This window comes from Actinomadura sp. NPDC047616 (assembly GCF_040642915.1).
Lineage (GTDB): Bacteria > Actinomycetota > Actinomycetes > Streptosporangiales > Streptosporangiaceae > Spirillospora > Spirillospora miaoliensis.
In genome coordinates this window covers 201,996-219,635 of sequence record NZ_JBEYTB010000006.1, presented here as the reverse complement: position 1 = coordinate 219,635, position 17,640 = coordinate 201,996, and the positions used below count along the sequence as shown (strand labels likewise).

At 71.4% G+C, this 17,640-nt stretch carries 18 protein-coding genes; 1 reads left to right on the top strand and 17 read right to left on the bottom strand.

Annotated features, from left to right (window positions below; genetic code table 11):
- Window positions 1-2: 2 nt before the first annotated feature.
- The 10 genes from ABZ801_RS16755 to ABZ801_RS16710 form a co-directional block, all read right to left on the bottom strand.
- Window positions 3-902 (bottom strand): F0F1 ATP synthase subunit gamma, encoded by a 900-nt coding sequence (locus tag ABZ801_RS16755; protein WP_360698528.1) that lies wholly within the window; start codon window positions 900-902, stop codon window positions 3-5.
- 7 nt (window positions 903-909) lie between these two features.
- A complete protein-coding gene (atpA, locus tag ABZ801_RS16750) occupies window positions 910-2,556 on the bottom strand; it encodes a F0F1 ATP synthase subunit alpha (RefSeq protein ID WP_344957564.1) in 1,647 nt (548 codons plus the stop codon).
- 36 nt (window positions 2,557-2,592) lie between these two features.
- Window positions 2,593-3,411: a F0F1 ATP synthase subunit delta gene (locus ABZ801_RS16745; RefSeq protein ID WP_344957566.1), complete on the bottom strand. Its 819-nt coding sequence runs from the start codon at window positions 3,409-3,411 to the stop codon at window positions 2,593-2,595.
- On the bottom strand, window positions 3,408-3,980 hold the full coding sequence (locus tag ABZ801_RS16740; protein WP_344957568.1) for a F0F1 ATP synthase subunit B: 573 nt from the start codon (window positions 3,978-3,980) through the stop codon (window positions 3,408-3,410). Before ABZ801_RS16740 ends, ABZ801_RS16745 begins: the two co-directional genes overlap by 4 nt.
- A gap of 38 nt (window positions 3,981-4,018) precedes the next feature.
- Window positions 4,019-4,243: an ATP synthase F0 subunit C gene (gene atpE / locus ABZ801_RS16735; protein WP_344957570.1), complete on the bottom strand. Its 225-nt coding sequence runs from the start codon at window positions 4,241-4,243 to the stop codon at window positions 4,019-4,021.
- Window positions 4,244-4,359: 116 nt separating this feature from the next.
- Window positions 4,360-5,160: a F0F1 ATP synthase subunit A gene (gene atpB / locus ABZ801_RS16730; RefSeq protein ID WP_360698524.1), complete on the bottom strand. Its 801-nt coding sequence runs from the start codon at window positions 5,158-5,160 to the stop codon at window positions 4,360-4,362.
- 154 nt (window positions 5,161-5,314) lie between these two features.
- Window positions 5,315-5,503: an AtpZ/AtpI family protein gene (locus tag ABZ801_RS16725; RefSeq protein WP_344957575.1), complete on the bottom strand. Its 189-nt coding sequence runs from the start codon at window positions 5,501-5,503 to the stop codon at window positions 5,315-5,317.
- A 120-nt stretch (window positions 5,504-5,623) separates the two neighbouring features.
- The gene (locus tag ABZ801_RS16720) at window positions 5,624-6,052 is read right to left on the bottom strand and encodes a hypothetical protein (RefSeq protein WP_360698522.1); all 429 of its coding nucleotides are present in this window, start codon (window positions 6,050-6,052) and stop codon (window positions 5,624-5,626) included.
- 341 nt (window positions 6,053-6,393) lie between these two features.
- Window positions 6,394-7,554 (bottom strand): MraY family glycosyltransferase, encoded by a 1,161-nt coding sequence (locus tag ABZ801_RS16715; protein WP_344957579.1) that lies wholly within the window; start codon window positions 7,552-7,554, stop codon window positions 6,394-6,396.
- Window positions 7,555-7,569: 15 nt separating this feature from the next.
- Window positions 7,570-8,802 carry a DUF2207 domain-containing protein gene (locus ABZ801_RS16710; RefSeq protein WP_360698519.1) on the bottom strand — a complete coding sequence of 411 codons (1,233 nt, stop codon included), beginning with the start codon at window positions 8,800-8,802 and terminating at the stop codon, window positions 7,570-7,572.
- 258 nt (window positions 8,803-9,060) lie between these two features.
- On the opposite strand from ABZ801_RS16710, the gene ABZ801_RS16705 reads away from it, so the two are divergent.
- Window positions 9,061-9,504, top strand: coding sequence for a hypothetical protein (locus tag ABZ801_RS16705; RefSeq protein ID WP_360698517.1), 444 nt, complete (start codon window positions 9,061-9,063; stop codon window positions 9,502-9,504).
- 50 nt (window positions 9,505-9,554) lie between these two features.
- Here ABZ801_RS16705 and ABZ801_RS16700 read toward each other — a convergent pair whose 3' ends face one another.
- From ABZ801_RS16700 to rho, 7 genes are all read right to left on the bottom strand, one after another.
- A complete protein-coding gene (locus ABZ801_RS16700) occupies window positions 9,555-10,397 on the bottom strand; it encodes an L-threonylcarbamoyladenylate synthase (protein WP_344957585.1) in 843 nt (280 codons plus the stop codon).
- A gap of 62 nt (window positions 10,398-10,459) precedes the next feature.
- Complete coding sequence (gene prmC, locus ABZ801_RS16695; RefSeq protein ID WP_360698515.1) at window positions 10,460-11,320, bottom strand: peptide chain release factor N(5)-glutamine methyltransferase; 861 nt, start codon at window positions 11,318-11,320, stop codon at window positions 10,460-10,462.
- Window positions 11,317-12,402 (bottom strand): peptide chain release factor 1, encoded by a 1,086-nt coding sequence (gene prfA, locus ABZ801_RS16690; RefSeq protein WP_360698513.1) that lies wholly within the window; start codon window positions 12,400-12,402, stop codon window positions 11,317-11,319. Before prfA ends, prmC begins: the two co-directional genes overlap by 4 nt.
- 238 nt (window positions 12,403-12,640) lie before the next feature.
- Window positions 12,641-12,859, bottom strand: a complete 219-nt coding sequence (rpmE, locus tag ABZ801_RS16685) for a 50S ribosomal protein L31 (RefSeq protein WP_344957591.1) — start codon at window positions 12,857-12,859, stop codon at window positions 12,641-12,643.
- A 250-nt stretch (window positions 12,860-13,109) separates the two neighbouring features.
- The gene (locus tag ABZ801_RS16680) at window positions 13,110-13,760 is read right to left on the bottom strand and encodes a response regulator transcription factor (RefSeq protein WP_344957766.1); all 651 of its coding nucleotides are present in this window, start codon (window positions 13,758-13,760) and stop codon (window positions 13,110-13,112) included.
- Between the two features lie 50 nt (window positions 13,761-13,810).
- On the bottom strand, window positions 13,811-15,127 hold the full coding sequence (locus tag ABZ801_RS16675) for a sensor domain-containing protein (RefSeq protein WP_360698510.1): 1,317 nt from the start codon (window positions 15,125-15,127) through the stop codon (window positions 13,811-13,813).
- Between the two features lie 255 nt (window positions 15,128-15,382).
- Window positions 15,383-17,365 carry a transcription termination factor Rho gene (gene rho, locus ABZ801_RS16670; protein WP_360698508.1) on the bottom strand — a complete coding sequence of 661 codons (1,983 nt, stop codon included), beginning with the start codon at window positions 17,363-17,365 and terminating at the stop codon, window positions 15,383-15,385.
- Between the last annotated feature and the right edge of the window lie 275 nt (window positions 17,366-17,640).

Here is a 17,640-nt window from a genome sequence, read left to right as displayed (position 1 = left end):
TCTCACTCCCCGCCAGAATCGGCCAGCGCGTCAGCGCCACCGACGATCTCGCTGATTTCCTGGGTGATCGCGGCCTGCCGCGCCTGGTTCATCTGGCGCGTGTAGACCCCGAGCAGTTCGTTGGCGTTGTCGGTGGCCGACTTCATCGCCCGGCGCACCGCCGCCCAGTAGGACGCCGCCGACTGGAGCTGCATGTGGTAGATGCGGCTCTCGATGTAGTTCGGCAGCAGCAGGTCCAGCGCGGCCTCGGCGGACGGCTCGAACTCGTAGGCCGGCGGCACCGCGGTGCTCTCCCTGCTCTCGGTCACCTCCACCGGGAGCAGGCGGCGCACCTGGACCCGCTGGGTGAGCATCGAGAGGAACTCGGTGTAGACCACGTGGATCTCCCCGACCCCGCCCTCGGCGTCGGTCTTGAGGAAGTCCTCGGTCAGCCGCCGTCCGATCCGCTCGGCGTTGGCGAACTCGGGGCGGTCGCTGACGCCCTGCCACTCGGCCGCCATCTCCCGGTCGCGGAAGCGGTACCAGGTGATCCCCTTGCTGCCGACCACGTAGGGCACGGGCTCACGGCCCTGCTCGCGCAGGGCCGTGATCAGCTCCTCCGCCCCACGCAGCGCGTTGGCGTTGTAACCGCCGGCGAACCCGCGGTCGCTGGTGATCACCAGCACCGCCGAACGCTTGTCCTCCGGCTGCTCGACCAGCAGCGGGTGGCTGATCCCCACGTTGTGGCTGATCAGCGCGGACAGCGCCCGGGTGATCTGGTCGGCGTACGGCTTGGACGCCTCCACCGCCTGCTGGGCCTTGACGATCCGCGAGGTCGCGATCATCTCCTGGGCACGCGTGATCTTGCCGATCGACTTGACCGACCTGATCCGCTGCCGCAGTTGGCGAAGCTGTACAGCCATCGGTGCGTCAGTCCTTCTTGGCGGTGCTGACGCGCTCGATGGTCTCCTGCTCCACGCTCTCCTCGTCGATCGCCTCCACCGGCTCCTCCTCGCCCAGCAGCGCGCCCGCACTGGTCTGGAAGCCCTTCTTGAACTCGGTGATGGCGTCCTTGAGGGCGGTCAGCGCGTCGTCGGACAGCTCCCCGGTCTCGCGGATACCGGTCAGCAGCCCGCCGTGCTCGCGCGCGACGTACTCCAGGAACTCGGCCTCGAAGCGGCGGACGTCCTCCACCGGCACGTCGTCCAGCTCGCCGGAGGTGCCCGCCCAGACCGACACGACCTGCTTCTCCACCGGCAGCGGGGCGCCCTGCGGCTGCTTGAGCAGCTCCATCAGGCGGGCGCCGCGGGCCAGCTGGGCGCGGGAGGCCGCGTCCAGGTCGGAGGCGAACGCGGCGAACGCCTCCAGGTCGCGGTACTGCGACAGCGCCAGCCGCAGCGTACCGGCGACCTTGCGCATCGCCTTGATCTGCGCCGAGCCGCCGACTCGCGACACCGAGATACCGGGGTTCATGGCCGGGCGGACGCCCTGGTTGAACAGGTCGGTCTCCAGGAAGCACTGCCCGTCGGTGATGGAGATGACGTTCGTCGGGATGTAGGCCGACACGTCGTTGCCCTTGGTCTCGATGACCGGGAACCCGGTCATCGAGCCGCCGCCGAGGTCGTCCGACAGCTTGGCGCACCGCTCCAGCAGCCGCGAGTGCAGGTAGAACACGTCGCCCGGGTAGGCCTCACGGCCCGGCGGACGGCGCAGCAGCAGGGAGATGGCGCGGTACGCCTCGGCCTGCTTGGACAGGTCGTCGAAGATGATCAGGACGTGCTTGCCCTGGTACATCCAGTGCTGCCCGATCGCCGACCCGGTGTAGGGGGCGATGTACTTGTAGCCGGACGGCTCGGACGCCGGGGCGGCCACGATCGTGGTGTACTCCATGGCGCCGGCCTCTTCGAGGGTGCGGCGCACGTTGGCGATCGTGGAGCCCTTCTGGCCGACGGCGACGTAGATGCAGCGCACCTGCTTCTTCTCGTCGCCGGACGCCCAGTTGGCCTTCTGGTTCAGGATGGTGTCGATGCCGATCGTGGTCTTGCCGGTCTGCCGGTCACCAATGATCAGCTGCCGCTGGCCCCGGCCGATCGGCGTCATCGCGTCGATCGTCTTGATGCCGGTCTGCAGCGGCTCCTTCACCGACTGCCGCTGCACCACCGAGGGGGCCTGCAGCTCCAGGGCGCGACGCTCGGACGTCTCGATCGGGCCCTTGCCGTCGATCGGGTTGCCCAGCGCGTCCACCACGCGGCCCAGGAACGCGTCGCCCACCGGCACCGACAGCACCTCACCGGTGCGCCGGACCTTCTGGCCTTCCTCGATCTTGGAGAAGTCGCCCAGGACGACCGCTCCGATCTCGCGCACGTCCAGGTTCAGCGCCAGCCCGCGCGTCCCGTCCTCGAACTCCAGGAGCTCGTTCGCCATGGTCGAAGGCAGCCCCTCGACGTGGGCGATACCGTCGCCGGAATCGACCACGGTGCCGACCTCTTCGCGCGCGGCTGCCTCGGGCTCGTACGACTGGACGAAGCGCTCCAGCGCGTCCCGGATCTCGTCCGGACGGATCGTCAGCTCCGCCATGATTCCTCTCTTGCTCCCTTTGGTGGGGTGGTCAGCTCAGCTCGCGAGCCGCCGGCGCACGTCGTCCAGACGCCCGGCGATCGTGCCGTCGATGATCTCGTCCCCGATCTGGATCGACAGGCCGCCGATCGTGTCCGGGTCGATCACGATGTTCAGATGTACCTCGTGCCCGTACGCCGCGGCCAGAACCGCGGCGAGCCGGGTCCGCTGGTCCTCCGACAGCTCCACCGGAGTGCGCACCAGCGCCACCAGGCGTTGCCGCCGCTGGGCGACGAGCCGGCCGTACTCGGCCAGCCCGCCTTCCAGGCTACGGCCTCGCGGGCGCAGCACCAGCTCGGTGACCAGCGCCAGCGTGGCCGCCGTCACCTTGCCTTCCAGCAGCGAGGCGACCAGCCCCTGCTTGCGGTCGTCGGGCAGCGCGGGACCGGAGAGCGCGGCGCGCAGCTCTGGCTCGCCCTCGAGGACCCGGGAGAACCGGAACAGCTCGTCCTCCAGGTCGTCCAGGCTCCCCTCGGCCTCGGCGCGCGCGGCCTCGGCGGTGACCGCCAGGACCTCGATGGCGTCCGACAGCTCCGAGGGGGTGGACCAGCGCAGCCGCACGGTGTCGGCCACCAGGTCCAGCGCGGCCGGCGAGACCTTGCCCTCCAGCAGCACGTGCATGAGCTGGGCCTTGTCGGCCCCGTCGCGCGCCGGGTCGGAGAGCGCCCGGCGCAGCCCGTGCTCGCGGTCGATCAGCTGCAGCACGGCGAACAGGTCGCCGCCCAGCGCCGTGAGGTCCGCGGAGGGGATGGTCGCCTCCAGCCGCTCGCGCACCTCGGCCAGCGAGGCCCTGCTCACCGCTCCCGTGATGGTCATGACGAGATCCGCTCCTGGGTGCGGGCGCGCTCCTCCAGCTCCTCGAGGAACCGGTCGACCACGCGGCTCTGCCGGGCGCTGTCCTCAAGGGACTCGCCCACCACACGGCCGGCCAGCTCGACCGACAGCGCCCCGATCTCGGCCCGCAGCTGCTGAAGCGCCTGCTGCCGGTCGGCCTCGATCTGGGCGTGCGCCGCCTCGACGATCCGGCGCGCCTCGGCCTGGGCCTCCTCGCGCATCTCGGCGATGATCTGCGCGCCCTGCTCCTTGGCCTCCTCGCGGAGCCGCGACGCGTCGTGCCGCGCCTCGGCGAGCTGGCGCTTGTAGGCCTCCAGCGTCTCCTTGGCCTCCTGCTGCACCTCCTCGGCGCGCTTGAGGCCGCCCTCGATCGCGTCGGTGCGCTCCTCGAGGGTCTTCTGGATCTGCGGGACCAGCTTCCAGCCGACGAGGATCAGCACGATCGCGAAGGAGATCGAGCCGAACACCAGCTCGGAGGCGTGCGGCAGCAGCGGGTTGCCGTGCCCGCCCTCCTCGGCCGCCACGGCGGCGGCCGCCAGCAGGTTGCTCATGAGGGTTCCGCCTTCCTGTCAGTACGGGTCAGGAGGCTTCAGCGGTGCACGAACGGCACGACGAAACCGATGAGGGCCAGCGCCTCGGTGAGGGCGAAGCCCAGCAGCATGTTCTGGCGGATGGTGTTGTACAGCTCCGGCTGGCGGGCGATGGCCTGCACACCCTGGCCGAAGATGATGCCCACGCCGATACCCGGGCCGATGGCGGCCAGACCGTACGCGACGGAGCCAACGTTGCCGGACACTTCGGCGAGAACGCCCATTCTTTTTCCCTTTTCAGTCGGCCGGTGGGGCTCCCCACCGGAGCTCTTGCCGGTTGCGGTTGCGAAGTCTGTGCGGTGTTGTCGGGGGTCGTCGGTGCCCGCCGCGGCGGGCCGCGTCAGTGGTCGGGGTGCAGCGCGCCACCGATGTAGGAGGCGGCCAGCAGCGTGAAGATGAACGCCTGCAGCGCCTGCACGAAGATCTCGAAGCCGGTCATGACGAGGCTCATCACGAACCCGAGCACGCCGAGGCCGGCGCCGAGCGGGGTGAGCTTCTCGATCAGGAACCAGTAGGCGACCGAGGCGAAGAACGCGATCAGCAGGTGGCCGGCGAACATGTTGGCGAAGAGCCGGACCGCGTGCGTGAAGGGCCGCAGGATCACGGTCGACAGCAGCTCGATCGGCGACAGGATGATGTACAGCCACTTGGGCAGGCCGGGCGGGAACATCATGTTCTTGAACCAGCCGCCGAGGCCCTGGTGCCGGATGCTCAGGAAGACCATCAGCACGTACACCACCGCGGCCGGCACGATCGCGAACGCGATGTGCGACGGGGCGGGCAGCTGCATCACCGGGATGACGCCCATCAGGTTCATCACCAGGATGAAGAAGAACGTCGACAGCAGGAACGGCATCCACTTGTCGCCGTCCTTGCCGATCATCGGCCGGGCGACCTGGTCGCGCACGAACAGGTAGCCGACCTCGCCGATGTTCTGCACGCCGCGGGGCACGAGCTTGGGCTTGTTGAACGCCGCCCAGAAGAAACCGCAGACGATGACCACGGACAGGGCCACGATCAGCGTCGGCTTGGTCAGCCACGACGGGGCACCGTGCCAGAGGGGACCCCAGTCGAAGATCTCGGTGCCCGGGGCCTGGAATTCGTTTCCGCCCTCGGCGGCGAGGAGTTGTCGCGCGATCACGCGGCAGTCCCTTCGTCAGTGACTCGCAGGTCGGTCAGTACTACACGTGCGTGCCCGAGGACGGTGCCATGCCCGTGGTGGACGTGGCCGCGGTCGGCCGGTCCACGGTCGGCAGGTCCACAGTCGGCGGCGGTCGACTCCGCCGTGGGCGCCGTCAGCGACCGTAGCGGTGGTAGACCAGGTAGAGCGCTAGAGCAAGGCCCACCAGGACGCCGATGGGGAGCAGCGCCGAGGTGCCCAGCCAGCGATCCAGCAGCCAGCCCAGTCCGCCGTAGACCGCCATCCCGCTCAGCAGGTAGCTGGGGATGGACCAGGCGGCGTTGGTGAAGGCTCGGTGGTCCATTTCGGACTCCGGATCGGGCCGTCGCCCCTCCTTGCTCATCGCAGCACGGACCATAGCAGGCGACCCCCCGGATGGTCATATTGGAGTAGTCCCGTACCGCCAAGATCGCCCGCATGCGCATCATGGGCTCCGGTCACGGGCGACGCCGGGGGCCCCGGCGGGGTCCAGGGACAGCGTCTTGTTCTTCATGGTGGCGCGCGCCTCGGCGACGACCCACACGAGGGTCAGCACGATCACCGACCAGGCGAACGCCTTGGTGTTCCACAGCGTGACGCCGTCCAGCACGGCCACCAGGACCAGCATCGCCAGCACCTTGCCCAGGTAGCTGAAGATGGCGGCGGCGAACATCATCTGCGGCGAGATGCGGGCGGCGTACCCGACCGCGATCACGCTGATGGTGAAGAAGGCGAGCACGACGACGGTGCCGAGCGCGGCGCCCAGCGCCCCCTTGGTCCCGGCCAGCGGCACGGCCGCCGCGATGACGGCGAGGCCGGCGAGGCCGGACGGGATCGCGGCGCCGCGGAGGATCCGGGCGTCGGAAGACTGCATGAGGGCTCCGGCTGGTCACGTAATGTGTTCGTCCCTTGTTCGTGAAAGGTATCACAAGCGTCCGGAACGTCCACAATTACCCTTAACGTAACGACACGACGTCGCGTGCGATCACACACTGAGGTCGCGACGCACCACGGACTGTAGCCCACGTCTCGCACTGGAACGTCCAGAAACGACCGCGCGCCCCCCGATGTTCAACACGCCGACGGGGTCCGACCTGCGCGATGCGCGCCGCGCGGCCGCTCCGGGCCAGTCGATGGGACCGCTCCAGGTCAGACGGGACGCGGGGTCGGCGGGGACGCGAGGTCAGGCGGGACGCGGCGTCAGTCGGGACGGTGTCAGGCGGGCTGGCGGGGGCGGGCCGGGGCGGCGTCGCCGGGCGCGTGCCGCGCCTGCTTGCGCTGCACCATCCGCGGCACCCCGATCATCACCACCACGCCGGCGACCGCCACGACTCCGGTCACCGACACCACCAGCGGCACGGAGTTGGTGAACGACAGCGTCACCAGGCTGGAGGCCAGCAGCCCCACCCAGAAGTACATGATCAGCACGGCCCGGCGGTGCGAGTGGCCCAGCTCCAGCAGCCGGTGGTGCAGGTGCTGCTTGTCCGGGGCGAAGGGCGACTTGCCCTGGTTGGTACGCCGCCACACCGCCAGCAGCATGTCGATGAACGGCACCGCCGCCACCGCCGGGATCAGCAGGATCGGCACGTAGAAGGGGAACAGCCGGTAGGTTCCGATGACCGCCGGGTCGAAGTTGCCGGTCAGCATGATCGTGGACGCGCTGAGCAGCAGCCCGATCAGCATCGACCCGGTGTCGCCCATGAAGATCCGGGCCGGGTTGAAGTTGTGCGGCAGGAAGCCCGCGCACATGCCCACCAGCACCGCCGCGGTCAGCGTGGCCGCGCTCAGCGTGATCAGCTTGAAGTCGATCGCCACCAGGTAGGCGTAGGAGAACAGCGCCAGCGCGGCGATCCCCACCACCCCGGCGGCCAGTCCGTCCAGGCCGTCGATGAAGTTCACCGCGTTGATCGTCGCGACGACCAGGAACACCGTCAGCGGCACCCCGTAGGCCGGGGGCAGCGACAGCGACGTGCCGTTGGGCAGCGGGATCACGTACAGCTGGATGCCCTGCATGATGAAGATCCCGGCGGCCGCGACCTGCCCGGCGAACTTGGTCAGCGCGTCCACGCCCCACCGGTCGTCGAAGATCCCGACCAGCACGATCAGCCCGCCCGACAGCAGCAGCGCCCGGTGCACGCTGACGTCGCCGTCCTCCAGCACCCGGCGCATCGCGGGCAGCCCCCCGGCCGCCACCAGCGCGGCGACCATCCCGCCGAACATCGCCAGCCCGCCCAGCCGGGGCGTCGGGATGACGTGCACGTCCCGGTCCCGGGGGGCCGCCTGCGCCCCGAACCACACCGCGAACCGGCGGACGACGGGGGTGAGCAGGTAGGTCGCGAGTGCGGCGATCAGGATCGTCAGCAGGTATTCCCGCACGCCGCACGCCTCCCCTCACCGGCCCCCTGGCCACCGCTCCGCGGTACGTCGCGCACGCCGCCCGGGTTCGGATCCACGCGTGACGTCGTCGGCGGCGATGCGGCCGGACCTGACCAACAAAACAGACGGCCGCCGGACGCGATCGGTTCGCACCGGCGGTTCATCGCCAACTCTATTCCCCTTGCCCGGCCCCCGTTGCGTGATCCGTATCGGGAACCGGTGAAGGGAGACGATAGCGGTTCCGACCACGGTCAACGCGACACCGCCCATGCTCGCGTCCCCCACCGAGACCGCCCACACGCCGTGCCGGGCGACCTCGTGCGACACGTCGGCGGCCACCAGCAGGCCGCCGAGGGCGACCAGCAAACGGCCCCTGCCCGCTGGCACAAGGCCCCTGTCCCCCGGCACCGTCCGCCCGCCCCGGGCGACCCCCGCCACTCCGGCGAGCGCAAGCAGGAGCAGCCCCGAGCCGGCCCAGGTGACCGCCCAGTGCGGCCGTGCGCGGCGGGGCGACGGCACCGAGATCGCGTCCTTGGGCAACAGCACCGTGACGTGCATGCTCTCGTGCGGGCGCAGCCCGCTCTGGGTGAAGTCGATGGCGTACGGGCCGTCGCGGTCCCGCAGGCAGCCGGTGGCGGACTCGCTCGTCCCGGACCGGCACCGAACCTTCCGCAGCACCACCGGCGCCTCCACGCGCACGGCGGCCTCCCGGATCGGCACATCCCAGGACGTGCCGAGGGCGTCCCAGTTCAGCTCATCGTGAACGGCCCCCGGCGTGAACGCCCCCGAGACCGTGTACTCGATCACGTACGCCTGCCGCCCCCGGACGGTGCGGTCGTCGTCCCCGACGCTGATCAGCAGGTCGTGCCACAGCCTGCGGGTGCGCGCCCGCGCCGGGGCCCCGGTGGACGAACTGGTCCGCACGTCGCGGATATCGAACAGCCGGTCGCCCCGCCGGTACGGCAGCCGCCGGACGATCCCGTGCTCGCCGCCCCGGGCGAAGTCGTAGGTGATGGTCTCCCGCACGTGCAGATCACCGTTGGCGGCGATCGCCAGGACGACGTCATAGGCCGGAATGCTCTCGAACTCCTCGGGCCCCACGTCCCCGGCGCCACCGCCCTCCTCCGCCCGCGCGGCGGCCGGGGCGGGCGTGATCGGCACGAGCGCGAGCAGCAGGAGGACGACGATCGCCGGAAGGGCACCGAGGGCGACCGTCCGCGCCCGGACCCGGCCACGCACGTCAGGCATGATTTCACCACTCGGCCGACATCATCGTCGTAACGAGGCTATTACTCTCCGAAGTCTCCGGTTCCGTCCCGTTCAGGTTACGTGTCATGGGCGATGCGGTGACCATCACGAGCACGACACGGTCGCATGGCCGGCAGGCGCCCTGTGACGAACCAGAAGGTTTCAACGCGGCAATTCGGGGAATGGCGGGCGGCCATTCCTGGCGCACGCCCACGGCCTGCGCTAGCGTTGAATTTCCCCGCCGAGCCAGGAGGTGCCGTGCCCCCGTCCGGACCGCGACGCGCCGCCACGATCACCGTCTGCACCGGGCTGCTGCTGGGCGGCCTCGGCTCCGCCGCCGCGGGGGCGCAGGCCGCCGCCACCGGTTCGTGGACGACCAGAGGCGGCTACGCGGCCGTGGACGCCGGCGGAACATACACCAGAAACGCCGGGCGCGTCACCGTGAACGGCTGGCTGCGGGACCGCAAGACCAACGGCCGGGCCGCCGCGGTACAGTTCCGCGCCACCGAGGGCGACTGGCGGCACACCAGCGCCGTGTACTTCTTCCTGACCGGCGACAATCCCGCCGACCTGCCTTACCGCCAGCGTTACGGCCGGTTCTTCAGCTCCGACTTCACCGATCACCTGTACGCGCGGGAATGCGGCGTCACACCCGACCGCAAGCGCGCCGCGAAGTGCGGGAACTGGCAGAAGATCTTCTGACCGGACGTTTCACCGGACCGATTCCCGGGCCTTTCCCGGGGCGCGGAGAATTACTTGGCGCCGTCCTTTTTGAGGGACGGTCCGGCCGAGTCGTCCGCCTCTTCCGCGGGCTTCTTCGCGGCGGATTCCGCGGATTCCGCGGCGTCGGCGGACGCGGATTCGGCGGGCTTTTCCCCGGCCGTCGCCGGCTTGTCCAGCGAGACGGGAGCGTCGGCGGACTCCTCCGGAACGTCCTCCTGCTCGTCCTCGTCGGTCAGCAGGACGCCCACCACGGAGCGGATCTTGTCCTCGGAGATCGCCCCGGCGCGCAGCAGCCGCGGTATCGAACCGGTGAGGTCGATGATCGTGGACGCCTCGCCCAGGCCCGCCGGGCCGCCGTCCAGGTACACCGACACCGCGTCGCCGAGCATCTTCTCGGCCTCGTCGGCCGAGCGGGCCGCCGGACGGCCGCTGAGGTTGGCGCTGCTGACGGCCAGCGGGCCGGTCTCCTTGAGCAGCTCAACCGCCAGGTCGTGCATCGGCATCCGCACCGCGACGGTGCCCTTGGTGTCGCCCAGGTCCCACACCAGATTCCGGTTGGCGCGGCAGACGATCGTCAGGGCGCCCGGCCAGAACTCGTCGATGAGGTCCTGCCCGTAGGTCCCGAGGTCCTCCACGAGGGCCGTGGCGGCCCGTACGGAGCCCACCAGCACCGGCGGGGGCATGTCCCTGCCGCGGCCCTTGGCGTCCAGCAGGGCGGTCACGGCGGCCGGGGTGAAGGCGTCGGCGCCGATGCCGTACACGGTGTCGGTGGGCAGCACGATCAGCTCTCCGCGCCGTACCGCCGAGACCGCCTCGGCGATCCCCCGGGTGCGCTCCATGGGGTCGGCGGCGCAGTCATAACGTCGGCTCACGGTGCCATCCTTCCATGTCCGCGCCGTGTCCCGGCCCCGCCCCGGCGGGCGCCGGCACGGCCTCAGTCCGTTCCCAGGCGGGCGGTCACGAAGCGGTCGCGGTTGGTCAGGTCGCGGCGGTTGCGCACGTCCCGCCAGCCGTTCTCCTCGGCGAAGACCCAGTAGACCGCGTTGCCCTGCAGGTCGCTGTGCTCGACCGCCACGTACCCGCCGGGCCGCAGCAGCCGCCGCGCCGTACGCTCCACCACGCGGATCGCGTCCAGGCCGTCGTCGCCGCCGCCCCACAGCGCCGCCGCCGGGTCGTGGTCGCGCACGTCCTTGGGCACGTACTCCCACTCGGTCATCGGGATGTACGGGGGGTTGCTGACCACCAGGTCGACGGTGCCGTTCAGCTCGGCCAGCGCGGTGCCGAAGTCGTCCAGGTGCAGCCGCACCCGGCCCCGCTCGTCCAGCTCCTCGACGTTGCGGGTGGCGTGGACGAACGCGGTGGGGTCCTTCTCCACGGCGTGCACGCGCGCCCGCGGCGCCTCCCGGGCGATGGACAGCGCGATCGCGCCCGATCCGGTGCCCAGGTCGACCACCAGGGGGTCCCGCACGTCCATGTCGCGCAGCGTCTCCAGCGCCCAGCCGACCATCACCTCGGTCTCCGGACGCGGGATGAACACCCCCGGCCCGACCTTCAGCTCCAGGTAACGGAAGAACGCCCGTCCGGTGATGTGCTGCAGCGGCTCGCCCGCCTCGCGCCGCGCCACGTACTCCCAGAAGCGGGCGTCGAACGCGGCGTCGGGCACGGTGTGCAGCTCGCCGCGCGGCACCCCGTGCACGGCGGCGGCCAGCTCCTCGGCGTCGGCGCGGGGCGAGGCGGCCCCGGCGTCGGCCAGCCGCGCGGTCGCCCGTGCGACCTCGTCGAGCAGCAGGTTCATGACGTCGGTTGCGCCTCTTGCGCCTGTCCGGCCTCGGCCAGCCTGCGTGCGGTGTCGGCGTCCACCAGCGCCTGCGTGACGTTGTGCAGGTCGCCGTCCAGCACCTGGTCGAGGTTGTACGCCTTGTATCCGACCCGGTGGTCGGAGATCCGGTTCTCCGGATAGTTGTAGGTGCGCACCCGTTCGGACCGGTCGACGGTGCGGACCTGGCTCTTGCGCTCGGCCGCCGCCGCCGCGTCCGCCTCCTCCTGCGCCATCGCCAGCAGCCGCGAGCGCAGGATCCGCATCGCCTGCTCCTTGTTCTGCAGCTGGCTCTTCTCGTTCTGGCAGGAGACCACCACGCCGGTCGGCAGGTGGGTGATGCGCACGGCCGAGTCGGTGGTGTTGACGCTCTGCCCGCCCGGCCCGGACGAGCGGTACACGTCGATCCGCAGGTCGTTGGGGTCGATGTCGACCTCGACCTCCTCGGCCTCCGGCGTGACGAGCACGCCGACGGCGCTGGTGTGGATGCGGCCCTGCGACTCGGTGACCGGCACCCGCTGCACGCGGTGCACGCCGCCCTCGTACTTCAGGCGCGTCCACACGCCCTCCTCCTGGCCGGGACGCGACTTCACCGCGACGGTCACGTCCTTGTAGCCGCCCAGATCGGAGGGGTGGGCGTCGATGATCTCGGTCTTCCAGCCGACCCGCTCGGCGTAGCGCAGGTACATCCGCAGCAGGTCCCCGGCGAACAGGGCCGACTCCTCGCCGCCCTCGCCCGCCTTGATCTCCAGGATGACGTCCTTGCCGTCGTTGGGGTCGCGCGGCAGCAGCAGGCGGCGCAGCCGCTCGGCCAGCTCGTCCCGCCGCTGCTCCAGCTCCTCGGCCTCGGCGGCGAACGCGGGGTCCTCGCCGGCCAGCTCGCGGGCGGCGCTCAGGTCGTCCTCGATCGCGGTGATCTCCCGCTGGGTCTCGACGACCGGCCGGAGCTCGGCGTAGCGGCGGCCCAGCCGGCGTGCCAGCGCCTGGTCGGCGTGCACGCCCGGGTCGGAGAGCCTGCCCTCGATGTCGGCGTATTCGCGGATGAGATCGTCGATCTTCACGGTGTCGTCGTCTCCGGCCTGGTGGCGGCCTTCGGGCCGGCGGACCGGCGGGGCCCGCGGTACGGCCGGGGCCGGAACGTCGATCGGGGCCGGGAGGTCGGCCGGGATGGATGGGTCGGTTCCGGCCGCAGGTCCGGCCGGGGTCGGTCTTGTGGCGCGGCGGGGCGCCGGCGGCGGACTCCGAACGGCCCGAGGACGCGCGTCGTCCCCGGGCCGATCTGGGTCGCTCCGCTCACCCCTACTTGCGGCCCGCCTTCTTGCCGAACCGCTGCTCGAAGCGCGCGACGCGGCCGCCGGTGTCCAGGATCTTCTGCTTGCCCGTGTAGAACGGGTGGCAGTTGGAGCACACGTCGGCGTGGATCACGCCGTTCTCGGCGGTGCTGCGGGTCTCGAACGTGTTGCCGCACGTGCACGTCACGGTCGTGACGACGTAGTTCGGGTGAATGTCGGGCTTCATGGTTCTCCTCGCCTAAGGGCGGTCGCCGGGCGCTTCCCATCTCCTGCCTGCGTTCCCACCAGGGTGAGGAGCGCGCGGGGGAGGCGTGAACCGGTACCGCAGCGGTCGCACTCCAAGTGTGCCAGATACCCGAACGTGCCGAGGTCACCCGGCATTCCCCGCGGAGGCCGGGCGCCCGCAACGGAGCGCTAGCGGAGTGAGGATCGCCCGGCCGACTGACGGGGGGTGTAGGGGGGCGCCCCCCACAGGATCAACTATTGCGGCCGAGGTAGGTGAGGACGGCCATGACGCGGCGGTGGCCGCCCTGGGCGGGCTGCAGGCCCAGCTTCATGAAGATGTTGGAGATGTGCTTCTCCACGGCGCCCTCGGTGACGACGAGGTCCCTGGCGATCGCCCCGTTGGAGCGGCCCTGGGCCATCAGCGCCAGCACCTCGTGCTCGCGCGGGGTGAGGGCGGCCAGCGGGTCGCCGGTGCGGCGGCGGCCGAGCAGCTGGCCGATCACCTCGGGGTCGATGACGGTGCCGCCGACGGCGATGCGGCGTACCGCGTCGATGAAGTCGGCCACGTCGGACACCCGCTCCTTGAGCAGGTAGCCCACGCCCTCGGCGCCGCCGCCGATCAGCTCGGTGGCGTAGCGCTCCTCCACGTACTGCGACAGCACCAGGATGGGCGTGCCGGGCCGGCGTTCGCGGACCGCCAGCGCGGCGCGCAGGCCCTCGTCGGTGAAGGACGGCGGCATCCGCACGTCCACGATGGCCAGGTCGGGTTCGTGCTCGTCCACCGCGTCGAGCAGGCCCGGCCCGTCCCCCACCGTGGCCGCCGTCTCGATCCCGGCGTCGTCCAGCAGCCGGACGAGCCCCTCCCGCAGCAGCACCGAATCCTCGGCGATCACCACCCGCATGCCCTCGATTATCGCGGCCCGGTCCTCGTCCTCGTCCACGCGCCGGATCCCTACCAGGTGCAGGGCAGGTCCGCGCGGACGACGGTGGGGCCGCCGGGCGGGCTGTCGACGATCAGCATTCCGTCGATGGTGGCGGCGCGGTCGGCCAGGCCGGCCAGCCCGCCGCCCGGGTGCGCCGCCGCCCCGCCGACACCGTTGTCGGTGACCTCCACGACCACCCAGGCGTCCTCGCGGGCGACCCGGACCGTGGCGCGGGTCGCCCGGGCGTACTTGGCGATGTTGGCCAGGCACTCGGCGACGATGAAGTAGGCGATGCTCTCCACCGCGGCGGGCGGACGTTCGGGCAGGTCGACGGTCACCTCGACGGGCACGGACGCGCGTCCGGCCAGCCCGGAGATCGCCGCGTCCAGGCCGCGGTCGGTCAGGATCGCCGGGTAGATGCCGCGGGCCAGGTCGCGCAGCTCGGTGATGGCCTCCTTGGTGCCCGCATGCGCCTGCTCGATCAGCGCCCGCGCCCCCTCGGGGTCAGCGTCGAGCTTGGCGCGGGCCCGGCCGATGTCCATGGCGACCGCCAGCAGCCGCTGCTGCGCGCCGTCGTGCAGGTCGCGCTCGATGCGGCGGCGTTCGAACTCGGCGGCGTCCACCCCGCGGGCCCGGCTGGCCTGCAGCCGTTCGGTGCGGGCCCGCAGTTCGCGGTTCTCGGCCTGCGAGGCGCTGGGGCCGAGCAGCACCCGGGCCAGCAGCGCGTGCCCGGTCGCGATGGCGCGCGTCACGTAGAGGCTGAGGACGAGCAGCGCCAGGCCCACCGGCACGGCGGGCAGCGCGCCGAGCGGGTTGTCCACCCAGAACGACACCAGTCCCAGGCTGATCTCCGCCCCCTCGCGCGTGAACCCCACGATCAGCGGCAGGAACAGGAACGTGCCGGTCGCCGCCCACATCGCGATGGCGGCGGCGGACTCCACCAGCGACAGGGGGAAGCGCAAGTACAGGTAGAGCAGGTCCTTCCAGGTCGCCGGGTCGGCGGCCATGACCTTGAGCTTGGTCAGGGGGTTGCGGCCCGGGGGCAGGGGCCGGTAGGGGGTGGGGACGTCCACGCCGAACGCCAGTCGCGCCAGCGTCCGCTCCAGCACCGCCGCCAGCCGCCACAGCACCACCATCGTGGCCAGCATCGGGATGCCCACCCAGAGGATCACCAGTGCGGACGACAGCGCCAGCCCGACCGTCAGCCCGATCAGCCAGACGAGCCCGAACCCGAGGCTGACCGCCTGGTACGCCGCCGACCGCCAGACCAGCCAGGACCGCGCCATGGCCACCGGCCGCCATGGCAGCTCAACGATCGAGGCCCCGCCGCCCCTCAACTCGCCCACATCGACCTCCGTGCCGGGTACGCCGTACGAGCCCAGCCTGCCGGTGCCGCCTCCACGGGACCATGGAGCCCACCGCCGCGTCCAGGGTGGGGCTATCCCCACCCCTGCCGGGATGGGGGCTTGGCCGTCATGCCGATGAGCGGGCGTCCGGAACCCGCCGGCGGACGATCAACGGGCGGGCGGTCGTCGCGCGCGCGTCGCGACGACCCCCGTCACGCACGGGTCGGTGGTTCCGCGCCGGACGCCCCGGGAAGGTCAGCGGTCGTCGGCGACCGTGGTCTTCTGGACCTGGAGCAGGAACTCGGCGTTGGACTTGGTCTCCTTCATCTTCTCGATGAGGAGCTCCAGCGCCTGCTGGGTGTCCAGGGCGTGCAGCACGCGGCGCAGCTGCCAGACCACGCGCAGCTCCTCCGGCGCCATGAGGATCTCCTCCTTGCGGGTGCCGGACGCGTCCACGTCCACCGCGGGGAAGATCCGCTTGTCGGCGAGCTGCCGGTTGAGCTTGAGCTCCATGTTGCCGGTGCCCTTGAACTCCTCGAAGATGACCTCGTCCATGCGGGACCCGGTCTCCACCAGCGCGGTGGCGAGGATGGTCAGCGAGCCGCCGTTCTCGATGTTGCGGGCCGCGCCGAAGAACCGCTTGGGCGGGTACAACGCGGTGGAGTCCACACCACCGGACAGGATGCGGCCCGAGGCGGGCGCGGCCAGGTTGTACGCGCGGCCCAGGCGGGTGATCGAGTCGAGCAGCACGACCACGTCGTGGCCCAGCTCCACCAGCCGCTTGGCACGTTCGATGGCCAGCTCGGCGACCGTGGTGTGGTCCTCGGCGGGACGGTCGAAGGTCGAGTGGATGACCTCGCCCTTCACCGACCGCTGCATGTCGGTGACCTCTTCCGGCCGCTCGTCCACCAGCACCACCATCAGGTGGCACTCGGGGTTGTTCTTGGTGATCGCGTTGGCGATCGCCTGCAGCACCATCGTCTTACCGGCCTTGGGCGGCGAGACGATCAGGCCGCGCTGGCCCTTGCCGATCGGCGACACCAGGTCGATGATCCGCGTGGTCAGCACCCCGGGCTCGGTCTCCAGGCGCAGCCGGTCCTGCGGGTACAGCGGCGTCAGCTTGGAGAACTCGACGCGGTTCTTGGCCTGCTCGGGCTCCATCCCGTTGATGGTGTCGACCCGGACCAGCGCGTTGAACTTCTCGCGCCGCTCGCCCTCGCGCGGCTGGCGCACGGCGCCGGTGATGACGTCGCCCTTGCGCATGCCGTTCTTGCGGACCTGGGCCAGGGAGACGTACACGTCGTTGGGCCCGGCCAGGTAGCCGGTGGTGCGGATGAAGGCGTAGTTGTCGAGGATGTCCAGGATCCCGGCGACGGGGATGAGGACGTCGTCCTCGTTGATCACCGGCTCCTCGTAGCGGTCGCCGCGGCCACGGCCGCGGTTGCGCTCGCGGAACCGGCGGCCCCGCCGGCCGCGGCCGCCGCCGTCGCCGTCGTCGTCGGAGGACTGCCCCGAGCCCTGGCCGCCGCGCTGGCGTCCCTGCTGGTCGCGCCCGTCACGGTCACGCCCGTCGCGGTCACGGCCGTCACGGTCGCGACCGTCGCGGTCGCGTCCGTTGCGGCCGCGCTGACGGCCGCCGTCGCGGGCGCCGTCCCGGCCCCCTTCGCGTCCGCCCTGGGCCTCGCCGTCCTCGGCGCGGGCGTCGCCCTCGGCCTTGGCGCCGTCGGACTTGCCGCCCTGCGCCGCGGCGGGCCGCTCGGCGTCGCGCTCACCGCGGTCGGCCTTGCCGTCGCCCTTGGCCGGGGTGCGCTCGGCCTTCTCGGCGGCCTTGTCGGCCTTGTCGGTGGTCTTGCCGTCGTCGGCGGCCTTGTCGGCGGCCGGGACGGCCTCGATGGTCACCTGACCCTCGGCGGCGTCGCGCTTGGCCGCCGAACGGGTGCGGCGCGGACGCTCGGTCTTGGTGGCAGCGGCTCCCTGCTCGCCCCCGGCCGAGCCCTCCGCCTGGGCGCCGCCCTGCTTCTCCTGGATGGCGGCGATGAGCTGGCTCTTGCGCATCCCGGTGGTGCCGGTGATGCCGAGGCTGGACGCGAGCGCCTTCAGCTCGGGCAGCACCATGGCCGAGAGGCCGGTGCCGGACCGGCGACGCCGGGGGGTGGCACGCTGCTCGGGGGCCTCGGCGGCCTCGGCGGCAGGTGCCTTGCTCGTTGCGTCCGTAAGGAGTTCGCTGGATTCGCTCACTAAGGGTCCTTCCCAGGGAGCGGGTGTAGGCCGGCGGTCGGCCAGGCAACCCGGTGGTGCGGCCCGGCGGGGGCGCCGAGTCGGGCTCCGCGGATCACGATGGGGCCGCGATCTGCGTTTTCTGGGCACAGCCAGATGATGGTCGGGGCGGTTCGCGCGTCGTCCCCGGTACCGCCACGTCCGTAGTATCGCTGGAACGGCTGACAACGGGATGTCACGGTGTCGGGAAGCCTAGTACGCGGGACCGACACGACCGAAGGGCCGAACAGGTGACG